This is a genomic window from Streptomyces sp. NPDC002044 (assembly GCF_040296725.1).
Taxonomy (GTDB): domain Bacteria; phylum Actinomycetota; class Actinomycetes; order Streptomycetales; family Streptomycetaceae; genus Streptomyces; species Streptomyces antarcticus.
Window position 1 is genome coordinate 1 of record NZ_JBEOXU010000122.1, and the last position, 18,753, is coordinate 18,753.

An 18,753-nucleotide genomic window follows, 5' to 3' on the forward strand; every position below is an offset into this window, starting at 1 on the left:
ACACCCCGAAGTGCGCCCTGAGCTCCGCAGACGCGGACGGACCTGGCTCGATCTGCGCCGCCCCGGGCCGCGCGCCCGCGCCCGACCCCGCGTACGGGTCACCGTCCGCGGCCGAACCCGCCGAACCCCCCGCGGGCCGCCGCAGGGGCCTCGGCGCCTGGGCCCGCAAGTGGGTCCGGGGGGACGAGGCGTACGAGGTCCCGGCCGAGCCGGAGGCCGTGCCCGCCGCCTGCGCCGCCCCCGACCCGGACGACCCGGCCGCACTGCTGCTGGCCGCCCTGGGCCCCACCGAGCGGCTGTGGTCGCGCGGGCCCGGACACCCCGGGGTGCTGGACCTCGGGCTCGGCGCGGGCAGCCGGGTCGACCTGCGGGCCGTCGGCTCGCTCGGCCTCGCCGGACCGCGCGCCCGCCTCGCCGGGGTGGCCCGCAGCGTCGTGGCGCAGCTGGCCGCCCTGCACGCGCCGGGTCAGCTGGAGATCGTGCTCGTCTGCACCGACCGGGCCCGCCCGCTCGCCGAGCGCCGCCGCGACTGGGGCTGGCTCGGCTGGCTGCCCCACGTACGCCCCGCGCACGGCCAGGACTGCCGGCTGCTCCTGGCCTACGACCGCGACCAGGCCGCCGCCCGGACCGGGGAGCTGACCCGGCGCCTGGACGACGGCCCCCTCGGCACGCACTGGGCCGCCGCCGACCCCGAGGGGGTCCAGCAGGCGGCCCGCGTCTACCGGGGCCCGTACACCCTGCTTGTCCTCGACGGCGATCCCGGCGCGGGACCGCTGCGCGACGTCACCGGGCGGCTCGCCTCCCACGGCCCGGCCGGCGGCATCCACGTCATCGCCCTCGCCGACGCCCCGGCCGCCACCCCCGCCTCACCCGTCGCCGATACGTACGAGGCGGCCTGCGCGGGCACCCCGGCCTTCCGGGACTGCGGCGCGGTCGCGCTGCTCAGCGGGGACGTGGCCACGGCCGTACGGACCTTCGCCGTCACCGGCGGCCGGCCGGTGCCCTGCGGCGACACCGCCACCGCCGACGCCGTCTCCGCCGCCTGGGCCGAGCGGTTCGCCCGCGCCCTGGCTCCGCTGCGCGCCGACGGCGGCCCGGCCGAGCCGTACCGCCCGGCCGCGGCCGCTCTGCCCGCCACCGCGCGGCTGCTGGACGAACTGGGGCTGGCCCGTGCCACCCCGGCGTCCCTGATGGCCCGTTGGGCCGAGGCCACCGACCAGGGGCAGGGCACCGGCGGGCTCGCCGAGATCGTGCTGGGCAGCGGGCGGCGCGGCGCCGTCGGCGCCGAACTCGTCCACGACGGCCCGCACCTGCTGATCGAGGGGCCCGCCGGGAGCGGCCGGACCGAGCTGCTGCGCTCGGTGGCCGCCTCCCTGTCGGCGGCCGCCCGGCCCGACCGGCTGGGGCTGGTCCTGCTGGACGGGGCCGGCGGGGAGCGCGGTGACGGACTGCTTCCCTGTACGGAACTCCCGCACGCCTCCGCGCACCTGGTGGCCTCCGACCCGCTGCGCATGCGGGAGTTCGCGCAGGCCCTGGGCGCCGAGCTGAAGCGGCGCCACGAACTTCTCGACGGGGTGGCGTTCGCGGAGTGGCACGCCCGGCGCGAGCTCGGCGACCGGATGGTCTCGCCCCGCCGGCCCACCCCGGGCGAGCAGCGCGGCGACATCGAACCCCAGCGCACCGGGACCCTGCGGCTGCGCGCCTCGGCCCTGCGGACCGAGGCGGCGGGGCCGAGCCCGCTGCCCCGGCTGGTGGTCCTCGTCGACGACTTCGACGCGCTGGTCGCGCCGGGGCTGGGCAGTACGGGCCGGCCCGCCGCCGGCTCGGTGGTGCGGGCGCTGGAGGCGGTGGCCCGCGAGGGCGCCCGTCTCGGGGTGCACCTGGTGGCCACGACCGCCCGCCCCGACCGGACGGCCGAGACCGGGCTGGCCCGGCTGACCACGCTGCGCGTGGAGCTCGACGCCCCGGACCAGCCGGGTCCCGGCCGCGCTGTGCTGCGGTACGCGGACGGGCGGACGGTCCCGTTCCAGGCCGGCCGGGTGACCGGGCGGATTCCGCGCACCGCGACCCTGAGGCCGACTGTCGTCCCGGTGGAGTGGGAGCGGATGGGCGACCCGCCGGCCCGCCGCCCGGTCCGCGAGCTGGGCAACGGGCCGACCGACCTCGCGCTGCTGGCCAGCGCCCTGGACCGGGCCTCCCACCTGGTCTCGGCGACGCCGGTGCTGTTCCCTCCCGCCCCCTGAACCCCTGCGGCGTCCCCGTGACGCGGTATTGCGGGGGCGGGCCGGTCGGCGTAGACCTTGTGGTCCGGGACACACCACGGGCATCGGGGGCAGAGCCATGCGCAGGCCGGGATCGCGTCGTACGACACTCAGCTGGGCGGCCGCGGCGACCGCGGGCGTGCTGGCGCTGACCGCCTGCGGCGGCGGCGCGGACAAGGAGGACGAACCCGCCCGGGGCGGTACGGCCGTGCCGGGGCCGGCGGTGGAGTTACCGAAGCTGACGGGCGAGAAGCTCGAGGTCGCGGCGGTCTGGACGGGCGCGGAGCAGGAGAACTTCACCCAGGTCCTGAAGGAGTTCGAGAAGCGGACCGGGGCGACCGTCACCTTCGTCCCCGCGCAGGACCCGATCGTCACGTTCCTCGGCTCGAAGATCGCGGGTGGCGCCCCGCCGGACGTGGCGCTGCTCCCGCAGGTCGGGGCGCTGGTCTCGGCGGTGCAGAACAAATGGGCGCAGCCGGTGGGTCCGGAGGCGAAGGCGCAGCTCGACGCCAACTATTCGGCGGGCTGGAAGACGCTCGGCGCGGTCGAGGGCACCCAGTACGGGGTGTACTACAAGGCCGCGAACAAGTCGCTGATCTGGTACAACGCGAAGGCCTTCGAGGCGGCGGGCGTCAAGCCGCCCACCACCTGGAAGGAGTTGCTGACGGCGGCGGACACGCTCTCCGCGTCGGGCACTGCGGCGGTCTCGGTGGCGGGCGCGGACGGCTGGACGCTGACCGACTGGTTCGAGAACGTCTACCTCTCCCAGGCGGGTCCGGAGAAGTACGACCAGCTGGCCAAGCACCAGATCAAGTGGACGGACGACAGCGTGAAGCAGGCGCTGACCACGCTGGGCGAGCTGTTCGGGCGCAAGGACTTCCTGGCGGGCGGGCCGACCGGGGCGCTGGCCACCGAGTTCCCCAAGTCGGTGACGCAGACGTTCACCGGCGGCGACCGGCCGGCGGCCGCGATGGTCTTCGAGGGTGACTTCGTGGCGGTGAACATCGCGCAGACCGAGGCGAAGATCGGCACGGACGCGCTCGTCTTCCCCTTCCCGGCGGTCGGCGCGAAGTCGCCGGTGGTCTCGGGCGGTGACGTGGCGGTCGCGCTGAAGCCGTCGAAGGGCGCGCAGGCCCTGCTGACGTTCCTGGCCTCGCCGGACGCGGCGGAGATCCAGGCCCGCCTGGGCGGGTTCGTCTCCCCGAACAAGGCGGTGGATCCGGCCGCCTATCCGAACGACATCCAGCGGGGCATCGCCAAGGCGCTGATCGCGGCGGGCGACGACTTCCGCTTCGACATGTCGGACCAGGCGCCGGCGGCCTTCGGCGGCACCCCGGGCGCGGGTGAGTGGAAGGCGCTCCAGGACTTCCTGGCGAACCCGTCGGACGTGGCGGGGGCCCAGGCGAAACTGGAGGCGGACGCGGCCAAGGCGTACGGGAACTGATCCCGTGACGTCCCAGGCCAGGCCGGCCGCGCCGGCCGCGGCCGGCAAGTCCGCCGAGGCGCGGCGCCGGCGGCTGATCGCGGCGGCGTTCCTCCTGCCGGCCCTCGTGCTCCTCGGCGCGCTCGTCGTGCACCCGATCGGCTACTCCCTCTACCGCAGCTTCTTCGACCGCCCCGGCTCCGGCTTCGTCGGCGGCGACAACTACCGGGAGATACTGACCGACCGGACCATCCGCACCGCGCTGAAGAACACGGCGGTGTGGGTGGTGCTGGCGCCGGCCACGGCCACCGCGCTGGGCCTGATCTTCGCGGTGCTCACCGAACGGGTGCGCTGGGGAACGGCGTTCAAGCTGCTGGTCTTCATGCCGATGGCGATCTCGATGCTGGCGGCGGGCATCATCTTCCGGCTGGTCTACGACCACGACCCCGACCGGGGCGTCGCCAACGCGGTCTGGGTCGGGGTCCACGACACGTTCGCGGAGTCCTCGGCGTTCCCCAAGGCCCGCCCGGGCCGGGACTCCCCGCTGGTGGACGCGGGCGGCGGCGCGTTCACCACGCGCGACCCCGTACGGGCGGGCGTCCCGGTGCTGCTCCCGCTGGTCGGCGTGGCCCCGGAGGCGCTGCCCGCGGGGACCGCCGTCGCCAAGTCGGCCGACGCCGACCCGGGGAAGGTGACCGGCACCGTCTGGCAGGACTTCACCCGGGGCGGGGGCGGCGCGGTGAACACGGTCGACCCCACCGAGTCCGGCTTCGCCGGGATGCGCGTCGAGGCGGTGAAGGACGGCAGGGTCGTGGAGAGCGCCACCGCGCGCGGCGACGGCGTCTTCGTCCTGTCCGCGAAGGCCGACGGGGCGCAGCTGCGGCTGCCCGCCTCGAACTTCCGGGAGGCGTACGCGGGCGTGCAGTGGCTGGGCCCGGCGCTGGTGACCCCGGCGGTCATCGGGGCGTACGTGTGGATGTGGGCGGGCTTCGCGATGGTGCTGATCGCGGCGGGGCTGGCCGCCGTGCCGCGGGAGCTGATGGAGGCGGCCCGGGTGGACGGGGCGAACGAGTGGCAGGTGTTCCGCAGGATCACCGTGCCGATGCTCGCGCCCGTGCTGGTGGTCGTCCTCGTCACGCTCGTCATCAACGTCATGAAGGTGTTCGACCTGGTCTTCGTGATCGCTCCCGGTGCGGTGCAGGACGACGCGAACGTCCTGGCGCTCCAGCTGTACCGCACCTCCTTCGGCACGGACGCCCATCCTGGGCTGGGCAGCGCCATCGCGGTGCTGCTGCTGGTCCTGGTGCTCCCGGTCATGCTGGTGAACATCCGCAGGCTCCGGAAGGAAAGGTCCCGATGAGCGGATTCGAGCGGACGCCGGACCGGGCGGCCGGCGCCGTCGAGCGGGCCGGGCGCGGTCTGGCGGCCCGGGTGGCGGGCGGGGCGCTGCGCGTGTTCCTGGTCGCGGCCGCCCTGTTCTGGCTGCTGCCCACCCTCGGCCTGCTCGTCTCCTCCTTCCTCGCCCCCTCCGACCTCGACAAGGGCGGCTGGTGGGGGGCGCTGACCGCGCCCTCCCGGCTCACGGCCGACAACTACGCGCGGCTGCTGGCCAACGACACGATCACCGGGTCCCTGCTGAGCACCCTCGCCATCGCGCTCCCGGCGACTCTGCTCGTGCTGGTCCTGGGCGCGTTCGCCGGGTACGCCTTCGCCTGGCTGGAGTTCCCCGGCCGGGACTGGCTGTTCCTCGTCGTCGTGGGGCTGCTCGTGGTCCCGGTGCAGGTGGCGCTGATCCCGGTGTCCGAACTGTTCGGCACCATCGGCCTGTTCGAGACCACGGCGGGGGTGGTGTTGTTCCACACGGCTTTCGGGCTGCCGTTCGCCGTGTTCCTGCTGCGGAACTTCTTCGCGGAGATCCCGCGCGAGCTGCTGGAGGCGGCCCGGCTGGAGGGGGCGGGCGAACTGCGGCTGTTCACGCGGGTGGTGCTGCCGCTGGGCGGTCCGGCGCTCGCCTCGCTCGGCATCTTCCAGTTCCTGTGGGTGTGGAACGACATGCTGGTCGCGCTCGTCTTCGCGGACTCGGCGAACCCGCCGGTCACGGTCGCGCTCCAGCAGCAGGTACGGCAGTTCGGGAACAACATCGACGTGCTGGCGCCGGGCGCGTTCCTGTCGATGGCGGTCCCGCTCGTCGTCTTCTTCGCCTTCCAGCGGCAGTTCGTGACGGGGGTGATGGCCGGCGCCGTGAAGTGACGCCCCCGCACGGTCTCCTCGGACGGCTTCCCGCACAGCCTCCCCGTCCGGTCCGCCGCCTTCTGGATCACGGTGTTGACGTGCGGAGTTGACGCTCCGTAACCCGAATGCCGCACGCCGCGTAACCCGATCGCCACGCCGGGGGTTCCTGGGCCATATGCCCGCCCGCCGACCCCTGGATGTGCCGTGCCCCGGTTCAGCGTCATCGTGCCCGCGTACAAGGTCCAGGCGTACCTCCAGGAGAGTCTGGACTCGGTCCTGACGCAGTCGTACCCGGATCTGGAACTGATCGCGGTCGACGACGCCTCCCCGGACGCCTGCGGCTCGATCATCGACGAGTACGCGGCCCGCGACCCCCGGGTCACCTCCGTGCACCTGGCGCACAACCTGGGGCTGGGCCCGGCCCGCAACGCGGGTCTGGCCCGGGCCACCGGCGACTACCTGCTCTTCCTCGACGGCGACGACACCCTCGCCCCCGGCGCCCTCCAGGCCATCACCGACCGGCTGAAGGCCACCGGCTCCCCCGACGTCCTCGTCTACGACTACGCGCGCACCTTCTGGACGGGCGAACTGGTCCGCGACCGGCTCTCGAACCGGCTCTCGGAGGAGGGCCCGGCCAGTTTCCGGCTCGCCGACCGCCCGGCCCTCCTCGGCATGCTGATGGTGGTGTGGAACAAGGCGTACCGCCGCGAGTACGCGGAGCGCGAGGGCCTCTCCTTCCCGCCCGGTTTCTACGAGGACACCCCCTGGACCTACCCGGCGCTGCTGGCCGCCGAGTCCGTCGCCGTCCTGGACCGGGTCTGCGTCCACTACCGCCAGCGGCGGACCGGATCGATCCTGACCACCACCAGCCGCCGCCACCTCGACGTCTTCGACCAGTACGACCGGGTCTTCGGCTACCTCGCGGGCCGCCCCGAGCTGGAGCGCTGGCGCCCCACCGTGCACCGGCGGATGGCCGAGCACTTCTGCGCCCTGTACGCCGACCCGCGCCGCCTCCCGCGCACGAGCCGCGCCGAGTTCTTCGCCCGGGCCTCGGCCCTGCTGCGCCGCTACCGGACCCCCGGCGGCGGGGGCGCGCTGCCGCTGTCGCTGTCGCGGACCGACCGGGTCCGGCACACCCTGATGCGGCTGGGGGCCCGGCGCGCGTACCGGCTGCTGTCGGTGCTCCGCTCGGCGGGGCTGGCGGCCGGGCGCGGGACGTCCGCCCTGGGCCGGGGGCTGCGGGAGACCTGGCTGCGGCTGCACTACCGGGTGCAGCGGCTGCTGCCGCTGCGGCCGGAGCTGGCGGTGTTCTCCGCGTACTGGCACGGCGGTTACGCCTGCAACCCGGCGGCGGTGGAGGCGAAGCTGCGGGAGCTGGCGCCCCGGATGCGGACGGCGTGGATCTGCGACCCGGCGCACGCCTCGACGCTCCCCCGGGAAACGGTGGCGCTGCGGCCGGGCTCGGCGGCGTACTGGAGCGCCCTGGCCCGGGCCACGTACCTGGTCACGAACGTCAACTTCGACCGCGCCCTGGTCAAGCGGCCCGGCCAGATCCTGGTGCAGACCCAGCACGGCACCCCGCTCAAGCGGGTCGGCCTCGACCTCCAGGACCGGCCGGCGGCCACCCCGACGACGGACTTCGCGGGCCTGCTGCGCGGCGCCGACCAGTGGGACTACCTGCTGTCCGCGAACCGGCACTCGACGCTGGTGTGGGAGAAGGCGGTGCCGTCCTCGTACACGACGCTGGAGTACGGCTACCCGCGCAACGACGTCTTCCACCGGGCCGGCCAGACGGACGTGCTGGAGCTGCGCGAACGCCTCGGCATCCCGCCGGGCTCCACGGCGATCCTGTACGCGCCCACGCACCGCGACTACCGGCGCAGCCGGCCCGACCACCTGGACTTCGAACGGGTCCTGCGAGACCTCGGCCCGCGCTTCACGCTGCTGACCCGCACGCACCTGACGTACGCGGACTCCGGGCGGCCCCCGCAGGCGCACCCGCGGCTGGTCGACGTCTCGGCGTACCCGTCGGTGGAGGAACTGTGCCTGGCGTCGGACGCGTTGGTGACGGACTACTCGTCCCTGATGTTCGACTACGCGGCGCTGGACCGGCCGATCGTGATCCACGCGGACGACTGGGAGGCGTACGAGGCGGCCCGGGGCACCTACTTCGACCTGCGGGCCTGTCCGCCCGGGGCCATCGCCCGCACCGAGGACGAACTGGTCGACATCTTCGCCACCGGGCACTGGCAGGGCTCGCGCTCCGCGCAGCTGCGGGCGGCGTTCCGCTCGCGGTTCTGCTCGTACGACGACGGCCACGCGGCGGAGCGGGTGGTACGCCGGGTCTTCCTCGGGCAGGCCGTCCCGGTCCCGGCGGTCGTCCCGCTGGAGGAGCGCCGCCCGGCCCCGGCCGCGCCGTCGGCGGTGCCGGAACCGACGCCGGCCCACCTGACGGCGGGCCGCCTGACCTTCTGACGCGCGGGCCGCCGTCCGCCCCGGCCCGCGGAGCCGGTCCGCCGGGGTCAGGCGGCCCGCAGGCCGGCCACCACCGAGCGGGCCAGGTCGTCCAGGTAGTCCTTCGGGACGGCGTCCCGCACCACCACCTGCCGCCAGTACAGCGGGCCGATCGCCAGGTCCAGCGCCCGGTCCGGGCAGGTCCCGTCGGGCAGCTCGCCGCGCGCGACGGCTTCCGAGACGATCCCCTCGGCCATCCGCCGCTGCCCGTCCAGCAGCGCGCCCCGCACCGCGTCCGCGATCTCGGGGTTGCGCGCCGCCTCGACCAGCAGGTCCGGGATGACCGCGGAGGCCACCGGGTGCCGCAGCACGTGCGTCATGACCTCCAGCAGGGCCCGTACGTCCCCGTACAGGGACCCGGTCGACGGCACCGGCAGGCCGTCCACGGCGAAGGCCCCCACCAGGTCGAGCACCAGGTGCAGCTTCGACTTCCACCGCCGGTAGACGGCGGTCTTGCCGACGCCGGCCCGGCGGGCGATGCCCTCGATGGACATCCGCGCGAAGCCGACGGCGGCCAGTTCCGCGACCACCGCCTCCCGGATCGCCTCGGTCACGTCCTCGCGCAGGACGGCGGCGCCGGCGGGCCGGCGGCGGGCGGGGGTGGCGGCGGGGTCGGAGGTCATGCGGAGAGCATAGCCGCGGCCCTCGCCACGACGATACGGTTGCGTCCCGACGCTCCACGACCTACTGTCACCGTAGCGACGATACGGACCCGTCCCATCGCTCGCGACGCCCCGACCCCGGCGAAAGCGACCCTTGTGACCACCGCGACCGCACCCTCCACCGCCGCAGCAGCCGCGGCCCGCCCGATCCCGCCGGAACTCACCCGGCTCGCGGCCGAACACGGCCTGACCCTCAGCGGCGCCCGGCCCACGCTCCCCCGGTACCTGGCGCAGCTGTGGGGCCGCCGCCACTTCGTCACCACGTACGCGACCGCCCGCATGCAGGCGCAGTACAGCACCGCGAAGCTCGGCCAGGTCTGGCACCTGGTGACCCCGCTCCTCAACGCGGCGGTCTACTACTTCATCTTCGGCGTCGTCATGAGCGCCAGCCACCACGTGCCCGACTACGTGCCGTTCCTGATCACGGGCGTCTTCGTGTGGGACTTCATCGGCAACTCGGTCAACGCCGGCACCCGGGCCGTCCACAGCAACCGCGGCCTGGTCCGCGCCCTGCACTTCCCCCGCGCCAGCCTGCCCATCTCCACCGTCGTCCAGCTCTTCCAGCAGCTGCTCGTCACCATGGGCGCGCTGGTCATCCTGCTGCTGGCCTTCGGCCAGCGGCCCGCGCTCTCCTGGTTCCTGGTCGCCCCGACCCTCGTGCTGATGGCCCTCTTCGCGGCCGGCTGCGCCATGGTCATGGCCCGTATCGGCAGCAAGAACCCCGACGTCAGCCAGCTGATGCCGTTCGTCCTGCGCACCTGGATGTACTCCTCGGGCGTCATGTGGTCCATCGACCAGATGCTCAGGACCGACCAGCTGCCGCACTGGGTGTCGACGGCGCTGAAGCTCAACCCGGCGGCCGTCTACATCGACCTGATGCGCTTCGCGCTCATCGACAGCTTCTCCGCCCACTCACTGCCGCACCACGTGTGGCCGGTGGCCATCGGCTGGGCGCTGCTCGCCGGCGTCGGCGGATTCATCTACTTCTGGAAGGCAGAGGAGGAGTACGGACGTGGCTGACACCTCGAGCACCAGGACGCACCCCCACCCCACCCCCATCCCCACCCACGCACCGGCGGATCCCGCGCCCCGGGTGCCCACGGTCATCGCGCACGACGTGCACGTCGTCTACCGGGTCCAGGGCAGCGGCGGCCGCAAGGGCGGTGCCACGGCCGCCCTGAGCCGGGTCTTCTCCCGCGAGCGGGCCCCCGCCGCGCGCGAGGTGCACGCGGTCAAGGGCGTCAGCTTCACCGCGTACAAGGGCGAGGCCATCGGCCTCATCGGTTCCAACGGCTCGGGCAAGTCCACCCTGCTGGCCGCCATCGCCGGCCTCCAGCCGGTCGCCGCGGGCACGATCTTCTCGCACGGCCAGCCCTCCCTGCTGGGCGTGAACGCCGCGCTGATGAACGACCTGACGGGCGAACGGAACGTGGTCCTCGGCGGCCTCGCCATGGGCATGAGCCGCGAGCAGATCAAGGAGCGCTACCAGGACATCGTCGACTTCTCCGGCATCAACGAGAAGGGCGACTTCATCTCGCTGCCCATGCGGACGTACTCCTCGGGCATGGGCGCCCGGCTGCGGTTCTCCATCGCCGCCGCGAAGGACCACGACGTACTGATGATCGACGAGGCCCTCGCCACCGGCGACGCGGCCTTCCAGCGCCGCAGCCAGGCCCGCATCGAGGAACTGCGCGAGCACGCGGGCACGGTCTTCCTGGTCAGCCACGGAATCAACACGGTCCGCGAGACGTGCGACCGCGCGATCTGGCTGGAATCGGGCGTCCTGCGCATGGACGGCCCGTCCGCGGAAGTCTGCGCCGCCTACGAACGCTTCACCCGCTCCTGAGCCCCCCACCCCACCCCGGCCGCCGCCCGAGGCGCACCGATCCAGCCCCAGCGACGTCCGAGGCGCACCGATCCAGCCCCGCCGGCGTTTGAGGCGCACCGATCCAGCCCCGCCGGTTTGAGGCGCGGGGGTCCGGGGGCGGAGCCCCCGCGGCCACCGCCCGGCCGGACGGGGCGTACGCGGAACGGGCCGGGCCCGGGACCAGTCAGGTCCCGGGCCCGGCCCGTCCACGCAAAGGACCGGCGGCGCCGATCAGCGGCGGCACCGATCAGGCGTGCACGCGCAACAGCGACCGCATCGTCCGCATCGCCACCGACAGGTTCGCCAGGTCGAAGTCGTCCGAGCCCCGGATCTCGTCCAGGGTCGTCCGGGCCCGCGCGATGATCGCCGCGTTCTTCTCCTCCCACGCCGTGAAGCGCTCCTCGGGAGTCGAGGTGCCGTTGCCCACGGACAGCACGTCGGCCGTCAGGGCCGCGTGCGCCGCGAACAGGTCCTCGCGGATGGACGCGCGGGCCATCGACTGCCAGCGGTCGGACCGCGGCAGCTCGATGATGCGGTCCATCAGCTGGGTGATCTCCAGGCGGTCGGCGAGGTCGTAGTACACCTCGGCGACGTCCAGCGGGGCCACGCCCGTGCGGTCGGCGATGGCGACGATGTCGAGCGTCGGGAACGCCGAGGAGAAGCCGGCGACCTTCGCCGCCAGTTCCTCCGGCACGCCCTCGCCGATCAGCTCGTCCATGATCGACCGGTACCACTCCAGGTCGGCGCCGCGCACCAGCTTCGGCACCTCGTCCCAGACGTTCCCGACCCGCTCGCCGAAGAACTCGATGGTCTCGGTGATCTCCAGCGGCTGCGGCCGGTTGTTGAGCAGCCAGCGGGTGCCGCGCTCCACCAGGCGCCGCGAGTGCAGCCGGATCCGGGTCTGGACACTGGCCGCGACCTTGTTGTCCAGCGCCTCGACGTCGTCCCAGACCCCGGCCAGGCCGAAGATCTCGCGCGCCGCGAGCTGCGCCCGCACGATCTCTTCCGTGGAGGCTCCGGTCTCCTCGCGGAGGCGGTGCAGGAAGGTCGAACCACCGGTGTTGACCGTGTCGTTGACCAGGATCGTCGTGATGATCTCCCGGCGCAGCGCGTGCGCGTCGATCTGCTCGGGGAACCTGTCGCGCAGCGCGCTCGGGAAGTACGCGTAGAGCAGCCGGCGCAGGTACGCGTCATCCGGCAGCCCGGTGGCGATCAGCTCGTCCGCCGTCGTGATCTTCGTGTAGGCGAAGAGGACGGCGAGCTCCGGCTGGGTCAGGCCGCGGCCGTTGCCCAGCAGCTCGCGGATCTGCCGGTCGGTGGGCAGGAACTCCAGCTCGCGGTTGAGCAGTCCGGCGCGCTCCAGGCGGCGCATGAAGCGCTGCTGCGCGTGGAGCAGGCTGGGGGCCTGCGCCGCGCCGTTGGAGAGCGCCACGTTCTGCGCGTAGTTGTTGCGCAGGACGAGGTGGCCGACCTCGTCGGTCATCTCGGCGAGCAGCTTGTTGCGCTGCTTGACGGTCATGTCGCCGTCCGTGACCACCGCGTTCAGCAGGATCTTGATGTTCACCTCGTGGTCGGAGGTGTCCACGCCCGCGCTGTTGTCGATGGCGTCGGTGTTGATCTTGCCGCCCTCGCCGCCCGCGCCGGTCCGGGCGAACTCGATGCGGCCGAGCTGGGTCAGGCCGAGGTTGCCGCCCTCGCCGATGACCCGGGAACGTACGTCGGAGCCGTTGACGCGGATGGCGTCGTTGGCCTTGTCGCCGACGTCCGCGTGCGTCTCGGCCGTGGCCTTGACGTACGTGCCGATGCCGCCGTTCCACAGCAGGTCCACGGGGGACTGCAGGATCGCCTTCATCAGGTCGGCCGGGGTCATCTTGGTGACCCCCGCCTCGATCCCGAGGGCCGCGCGGACCTGCGCGTTGACGGGGATGGCCTTCGCCGTACGCGGGTGGACTCCGCCGCCCGCCGAGAGCAGCGCGGTGTCGTAGTCGGCCCACGAGGAGCGCGGCAGGTCGAAGAGGCGGCGGCGCTCGGCGTGGGAGGTGGCCGCGTCCGGGTTCGGGTCGATGAAGATGTGCCGGTGGTCGAAGGCGGCGACCAGGCGGATGTGCTCGGAGAGCAGCATGCCGTTGCCGAAGACGTCGCCGGACATGTCGCCGACGCCGACGACGGTGAAGTCTTCGGTCTGGGTGTCGTGGCCCAGCTCGCGGAAGTGCCGCTTGACGGACTCCCAGGCGCCGCGGGCGGTGATGCCCATGCCCTTGTGGTCGTAGCCGGCCGAGCCGCCCGAGGCGAAGGCGTCGCCGAGCCAGAAGCCGTACGCCTCCGCGACACCGTTGGCGATGTCGGAGAAGGTCGCGGTGCCCTTGTCGGCGGCGACGACGAGGTAGGTGTCGTCCTCGTCGTGGCGGACCACGCCGAGGGGCGGCACGACCTCGCCGGCCACCATGTTGTCGGTGATGTCGAGGAGCGCCGAGATGAAGATCTTGTACGAGGCGATGCCCTCGGCGAGCCAGGCGTCGCGGTCCACCGACGGGTCGGGCAGGTTCTTCGCGACGAAGCCGCCCTTGGCGCCGACCGGCACGATGACGGTGTTCTTGACCATCTGCGCCTTGACCAGGCCGAGGATCTCCGTACGGAAGTCCTCGCGCCGGTCGGACCAGCGCAGACCGCCGCGGGCGACCTTGCCGAAGCGCAGGTGGACGCCCTCGACGCGCGGGGAGTACACCCAGATCTCGAAGGCGGGGCGCGGGGCCGGCAGGTCGGGGATGGCCTGCGGGTCGAACTTCATCGACACGTAGCTGTGCTGCTCGCCCGCGTCGGTGAGCTGGAAGAAGTTCGTCCGCAGCGTCGCCTTGATCAGCGTGAGGAACGCGCGCAGGATGCGGTCCTCGTCGAGCGAGGCGACCTGGTCCAGGGCCCCGTCCAGCTCCTCCAGCATGGCGTCGACCAGCTCGCTGCCGGCGGTCTGCCGGGCGGGCGACATCCGGGCCTCGAAGAGGGAGACCAGCAGCCGGGTGGTGTGGACGTTGTTGCGGAGGGTGTCCTCCATGTAGTCCTGGCTGAAGGTGGAGCCGGCCTGGCGCAGGTACTTGGCGTACGCGCGCAGCACGACGGCCTGCCGCCAGGTCAGGCCGGCGCCGAGCACCAGGGTGTTGAAGTTGTCGTTCTCGGCGTCGCCCTGCCAGACCGCGGCGAACGCGTCCTGGAACCGCTCGCGGGCGTCGTCGGCGAGGTAGCCGGATCCCCCGGCGTGGTCGCCGTTGCCCGCGGAGGCGGGCATGCGCAGGCCGAAGTCGTAGATCCAGGCGCTGACCCGGTCGGAGCGGCGCAGCTCGTACGGGCGCTCGTCGGTGACCTCGACGCCCAGGCGCTGCAGGACGGGCAGGACCGCGGACAGCGAGACCTGCTCACCGGTGCGGTAGATCTTGAACCGGCGCTCGCCGGGTCCCGCGCCGACCGGCTCGTACAGCGAGAGCGCGAACTCGCGGTCGCTGGCGGAGAGCCGCTCCAGGTGGCAGAGGTCGGCAACGGCCGCGCGCGGCGAGTGGTCGGCCTTGTAGCCCTCGGGGAAGGTGGTTCCGTAGCGGCGCAGCAGCTCGGCCGCGCGCTCCTCGCCCAGCTCCGCGACCAGGGCCTCGGCGAAGCCGTCGGCCCAGGAGCGGGCGGCGTCGACGAGGCGGCCCTCGATGCGCTCGACGTCGGCGTCGGTCAGGACGGGCAGTTCCTTGCCCTGGGGGACGCGGACGACGAAGTGGATGCGGGAGAGGATCGACTCGGTGTTCCAGGCGGTGAAGTCGACGCTGGTGCCGTCGAGCTCCTCCTTCAGGATGTCCATCAGCCGCAGCCGGACGCCGGTGGTGAACCGGTCGCGCGGCAGGTAGACCAGCGCGGAGTAGTAGCGCCCGTACTCGTCCTGGCGCAGGTAGAGCCGCAGCCGGCGGCGCTCCTGGAGGTACAGGACGGAGGTGACGATTCCGCGGAGCTGGTCGACCGGGGTCTGGAACAGCTCGTCGCGCGGGTAGGTCTCCAGGATCTGGAGCAGGTCGCGGCCGTCGTGGCTGCTCGGCGCGAAGCCGGCGCCCTCCAGGACCTCGGCGACCTTGCGGCGCACGACCGGGACCCTGCGCACCGACTCGGTGTAGGCGGCGGAGGAGAACAGGCCGAGGAAGCGGCGCTCGCCGACGACGTTGCCGTCGGCGTCGAACTTCTTGACGCCGACGTAGTCGAGGTACGAGGGGCGGTGCACGGTGGAGCGGCTGTTGGCCTTGGTCAGCACCAGCAGGCGGTGCTCGCGGGCCTTGGCGCGGGCGTCGGCCGGCAGCCGGTTGAAGGACGGCGAGACGGGGTGGCCGTCCTCCTTGCCGCTGTGCAGCGGGTCGGAGCGCAGGATGCCGAGGCCGGTGCCGGGCACGGCGGTCAGGGCGTCCCCGTCGACGAGGTTGTACTCGCGGTAGCCGAGGAAGGTGAAGTGGTCGTCGGCGAGCCAGCGCAGCAGCTCGCGGGCCTCTTCGAGCTCGTACTCGCCCAGGTCGGGCGCGGTGGGCTCGTTCGGCAGCTCTTCGGCGATGCGCATCGCCGCGTCGCGCATCTTCTCCCAGTCCTCGACGGACTCGCGTACGTCGGACAGGACGCGCAGCAGGTCGCCGGTCATCTGCTTGAGGTCGGCGCGGTCGGTCTCGCGGTCGATCTCGACGTGGATCCAGGACTCGACGAGCGAGTCGTGGGGACGCTTGGTGAGGGGACCGTGGGCGTCGCAGTCGGGGCCGAGGATCTCGATCAGCTTGCCGGTGACGTCACGGCGGACGACCACCTGCGGGTGGATCACGACGTGGATGCCGCGGCCCTGGCGGGACAGCTCGTTGGTGACGGAGTCCACGAGGAAGGGCATGTCGTCGGTGACCACCTCGACGACCGAGTGGCTGGAGGTCCAGCCGTTCTCCTCGACCGTGGGGGTGTGCACGCGCACGTTCGCGGTGCCCTGTGGCCGGTTCTCGGCGAGCCGGTAGTGCGAGAGCGCCGCCCCGAACACGTCGACCGGATCCCGGTCCAGCAGATCCTCTGGGGCGGTGTGCAGGTAGTAGCGCTGGAGGTAGGAGAGAACGGTGTCCCGGTCCGGACGCCCTCCCTTCTCTGACCCAGTCGGAAGTAGCCCCCCGGCCGGGCTGTTCTCAGCTACCCGGGCCGCCCGTGTGAGCAGCTCGGCCTTTGCTTCGTCCAGCTTGGTCTGCATGTCCTCTGGCTCCTGTCGCGCGCCATTGCGTGACGTAGGTGAAGGAAGGAACGACACAGCGCCGCGGTGAGGCGGGATGTCCGTCCGTAATCGGGATCGACGCTATGTCGTCGAGAAAGCCGACCGGGGTGGTTTCGGCCATGATCGCCGAGGCCCGGTGGCAGGGACCAGCGAGGGCCCGGGCACCGAAGTGCGCCGGGCTGGGTCCGGGGGCATCGGTGCCCCCGAGGACTATCGCGCTGATCACGGGTCAAGGCTATCCCCACCCACCCCCGGCCCGTCATGAGCTGTATGTGTACAAATCCGGGGGTGGAACTTTGACACTCTGGACAGCGACGCGACCGGCCGACCGTGCACAGCGCTATTCGGCCAGCTCGCGAGCTGTCCGTACGGCCTCTGCCAGCGTGTCCACGACGGGCACCCCGGCTGATTCCAGACTGCTGCGGCTGTGCGAGCCACCCGTGTAGAGAACGGCCCGTGCGCCGACGTGGGCGGCGGCCACGGCGTCGTCCACGGCGTCTCCGATGAGGACCGTACGTCCCGCGGTCACGCCCGCCCCCTCCAGGGCGGCCATGTGGCGTACGAGATGTCCTGCCTTGCTGGTGTGTGAGGGGCCGGTCCGGCCGTCGACGCGCAGGAAGTGCCGCTCGATGCCGTGGAACCGCACCAGGGGCACCAGCTTCTCGTGGGGAGCGAGGGACAGCAGGGACTGCGTGAGTCCGTCGCGCTGCCAGCCCTGGAGCAGTTCCAGGGCCCCTTCGGTGAGTCCGGCGTCGTGGGCCTCGGCCCAGTAGTGCCGGTGGAACGTGTCGTCCATGAGGAGCCACTCCGCCTCGGTGGGCAGCCGCCCCATGAGGCGTTCGTAGAACTTCGGCACGGGGACGACGTAGAGGTCGCGGTAGGTGGCCAGGGTGATCGCCGGGAAGCCCAGCTCGGCGAAGGAGGCGTTGGTCGCGGCTATGACGGCGTCGATGTCGTGGAGCAGCGTGCCGTTCCAGTCCCAGACTATGTGGGCCGGGCGGGCGGCGCCGGCGGTCACTTCGGCGGTCACGTGAGCAGCCCCGGGATCTCCTGGACGCCGAACCACAGCAGCTCGTGGTCCTCTGCTGCGTCCACGACGGACCGCGCGCCGCCGTCCCCGGCGTCCGCGGCCGCGAGGGCCCCGGCGGCGGCGGCGACGTCCTCGCGGGCGTCGTCGGCGTCGACGTGCACGGCGGCGGCCACGGCGAGCCGTACGGCATCGGCGAGGGCGACCCGGCCGAGCGCGGCCTCGTCCTCCCCGGGGGCGGCCGTGGCGGCCGTGTCGGCGACGTCGAGGGCCACGACGACACGCGTGCGCGGCGCGGCGGCGTCCTCGGCGAGCATCCGGAGGGAGGCGGCCGCGGCCCGGCCCAGGGCGGCGTACTCCAGCTCCTCGACGTCGTCCGACGCGTACCACTCGCGCAGCCCGGGGGTGACGGCGTACGCACGCAGCGGGGCCGGACCCAGCTCACCCGCCTGGTGCGCCGCGGCGAGCCCGGGGAGGGTCAGGGGGACGTACACGCGCATGGCCGGCTGCTTTCGGTAGTCGGAAAACGCCCCCAGGATACGACTGGTCCCCCTCCCCCCGCCCGCCCCCTCGCGCGAACCCCCGGCGCGGCCCGCCCGCCGGGGCCCGGTCCGCCCGGGGGTCCGGCCGAGTGACGGCGGCCGTCCCCCTTCGGGGTGCCGGACCGGGCCCCGGCCGCGTCCACCCCGGTACGCGCCCGGGCGGCGCGCGGGTCGCTGACGGGCGGCCGTCGGGGCCCGGCGCACTCGGATAGGTGAACCCGGCCGCGCACCGGGGCGGTCGCCGGCGCGGTTGCGGAGCGTGTTCGGCGGCCGTAGAAGGTTCCCATCAAGTTACCGCCCGGTACCGCTCCGGGCCCGGCCGTTCGGGAGCAGATCGCGATGGACACCACGATGCGCGGCACGACGATCGGCGGCGAGGGAAGCCGGCGGCGGCCGCCGTCCGGCCCGGGCCGAACCCGCCCCGCCGGACGGCGGGACGCGAGCCGCCCGGCGGGAGGACCACCCCGGGCCCTGCGGCTGGACCCCCACCACTGGTTCGCGGAACGGCTGCTGGCGGTCGTCAGCGGCTGCCGCCCGGTCCACTCACTGCTCGGCCACACCGTCGGCCCGGCCTACCAGCAGCTGGTCGGACTGGCCGACGAAGGCCCCCTGCGGGACCGGCTCCGCCCCGTCATCCGCCAGTGCGGCCGCTTCACCCCGGGCCCCGGCGTCATCGAGGCCTTCGCCCGCATCGCCACCGGCGACCGGGTGACGGCGATGGCCTTCCGCCTCGAACAGGGCCAGGACCTCCGCTGGCGCTGCGCGGCGATCGAAATGCACACCCCAAACCCATGACCCCCACCACCCCCAACCAGCCCCCCACGCCCCACATCAGCCCCGCACGCCCCACATCAGCCCCGCCGGCGTTTGAGGCGCGGGGGTCCGGGCCCGACCTCTACGAAGACGTCCTCGCCGGCCTTCCACGCCGACCGCAGTCCTTGGAAGAACGGACCGTAGTCGAGCCCCGCCGCCGC

Annotated in this window: 12 protein-coding genes; 8 read left to right on the top strand and 4 right to left on the bottom strand. The window is 73.3% G+C overall.

Going from position 1 to position 18,753, the window contains the following annotated elements; all coding sequences use genetic code 11:
- The 5 genes from ABT106_RS24645 to ABT106_RS24665 all read left to right on the top strand — a co-directional run.
- On the top strand, positions 1–2,243 hold a 2,243-nt coding region (locus ABT106_RS24645; protein ID WP_351281150.1), incomplete at its 5' end, for an FtsK/SpoIIIE domain-containing protein.
- Positions 2,244–2,340: 97 nt separating this feature from the next.
- On the top strand, positions 2,341–3,705 hold the full coding sequence (locus ABT106_RS24650; protein ID WP_351281153.1) for an ABC transporter substrate-binding protein: 1,365 nt from the start codon (positions 2,341–2,343) through the stop codon (positions 3,703–3,705).
- Between the two features lie 4 nt (positions 3,706–3,709).
- Positions 3,710–5,044, top strand: a complete 1,335-nt coding sequence (locus tag ABT106_RS24655; RefSeq protein ID WP_502979469.1) for a carbohydrate ABC transporter permease — start codon at positions 3,710–3,712, stop codon at positions 5,042–5,044.
- Positions 5,041–5,934 (top strand): carbohydrate ABC transporter permease, encoded by an 894-nt coding sequence (locus tag ABT106_RS24660; RefSeq protein ID WP_351281156.1) that lies wholly within the window; start codon positions 5,041–5,043, stop codon positions 5,932–5,934. Before ABT106_RS24655 ends, ABT106_RS24660 begins: the two co-directional genes overlap by 4 nt.
- A gap of 186 nt (positions 5,935–6,120) precedes the next feature.
- Positions 6,121–8,391, top strand: a complete 2,271-nt coding sequence (locus ABT106_RS24665) for a bifunctional glycosyltransferase/CDP-glycerol:glycerophosphate glycerophosphotransferase (RefSeq protein WP_351281158.1) — start codon at positions 6,121–6,123, stop codon at positions 8,389–8,391.
- Between the two features lie 47 nt (positions 8,392–8,438).
- On the opposite strand, the gene ABT106_RS24670 is transcribed toward ABT106_RS24665, so the two are convergent.
- Positions 8,439–9,053, bottom strand: coding sequence for a TetR/AcrR family transcriptional regulator (locus tag ABT106_RS24670; protein WP_351281161.1), 615 nt, complete (start codon positions 9,051–9,053; stop codon positions 8,439–8,441).
- A gap of 135 nt (positions 9,054–9,188) precedes the next feature.
- Here ABT106_RS24670 and ABT106_RS24675 point away from each other — a divergent pair, with 135 nt between their 5' ends.
- Positions 9,189–10,112 carry an ABC transporter permease gene (locus ABT106_RS24675; RefSeq protein WP_351281164.1) on the top strand — a complete coding sequence of 308 codons (924 nt, stop codon included), beginning with the start codon at positions 9,189–9,191 and terminating at the stop codon, positions 10,110–10,112.
- A 37-nt stretch (positions 10,113–10,149) separates the two neighbouring features.
- Positions 10,150–10,938 (top strand): ABC transporter ATP-binding protein, encoded by a 789-nt coding sequence (locus ABT106_RS24680; protein WP_351281177.1) that lies wholly within the window; start codon positions 10,150–10,152, stop codon positions 10,936–10,938.
- A 268-nt stretch (positions 10,939–11,206) separates the two neighbouring features.
- Here ABT106_RS24680 and ABT106_RS24685 read toward each other — a convergent pair whose 3' ends face one another.
- The 3 genes from ABT106_RS24685 to ABT106_RS24695 form a co-directional block, all read right to left on the bottom strand.
- Complete coding sequence (locus ABT106_RS24685) at positions 11,207–16,189, bottom strand: NAD-glutamate dehydrogenase (RefSeq protein ID WP_351281167.1); 4,983 nt, start codon at positions 16,187–16,189, stop codon at positions 11,207–11,209.
- A gap of 361 nt (positions 16,190–16,550) precedes the next feature.
- Positions 16,551–17,240 (bottom strand): HAD family hydrolase, encoded by a 690-nt coding sequence (locus ABT106_RS24690; protein ID WP_351281169.1) that lies wholly within the window; start codon positions 17,238–17,240, stop codon positions 16,551–16,553.
- A complete protein-coding gene (locus tag ABT106_RS24695; protein WP_351281172.1) occupies positions 17,237–17,737 on the bottom strand; it encodes a DUF6912 family protein in 501 nt (166 codons plus the stop codon). The genes ABT106_RS24690 and ABT106_RS24695 overlap by 4 nt, the downstream gene beginning before the upstream one ends.
- 393 nt (positions 17,738–18,130) lie before the next feature.
- Here ABT106_RS24695 and ABT106_RS24700 point away from each other — a divergent pair, with 393 nt between their 5' ends.
- Positions 18,131–18,574, top strand: coding sequence for an Rv3235 family protein (locus tag ABT106_RS24700; RefSeq protein WP_351281180.1), 444 nt, complete (start codon positions 18,131–18,133; stop codon positions 18,572–18,574).
- The last annotated feature ends 179 nt before the right edge of the window (positions 18,575–18,753 follow it).